The sequence below is a fragment of the Streptococcus intestinihominis genome, from assembly GCF_046824975.1.
GTDB lineage: Bacteria > Bacillota > Bacilli > Lactobacillales > Streptococcaceae > Streptococcus.
The window spans coordinates 1-449 of sequence record NZ_JBKQBL010000018.1 but is presented as its reverse complement, the minus strand read 5'-3'; the positions used below and the strand labels follow the sequence as shown (position 1 = coordinate 449).

At 29.8% G+C, this 449-nt stretch carries 1 protein-coding gene; it reads left to right on the top strand.

What is annotated here, in order from left to right:
* The coding region (locus ACLOR3_RS10700) for a tyrosine-type recombinase/integrase (protein WP_412037219.1) at positions 1-350 on the top strand (350 nt) is incomplete at its 5' end.
* Positions 351-449 lie beyond the last annotated feature (99 nt).

Below are 449 nucleotides of genomic sequence, written 5' to 3'. Positions count from 1 at the left end.
TAGCAGAAATGCTAAAAGATTGGAAAGTAAAACAAAAGGAAAAACTTGAGGAATTTACAAAAAATACTGATGAACTCCAAATAATACAAAGTACACCAATAACAGTTACTAAAAATATGATCAATAAGAAGTTTAAACAAATACTAGAAAGGGATAAAAATTTAAAGAAAATAAGAATTCATGATTTAAGGCACTCACATGCATCATTACTTATAAATCAAGGAGAAGATTATCTTGTTGTTAAAGACAGATTAGGACACGCATCGATAACAACAACAATAGATACTTATTCTCATTTGTACCCAAGCAAACAGAAATCATTAGCTAATAAACTTGACGATTTATTTTAAATTGGAAAAAATTGGAAACTCAGAACCAAAAATTCAACGAATAAAAGAAAAAGACAAGGTCCGAAAACCTTGTCTTTAATACTATACCGGCGGCCGGGG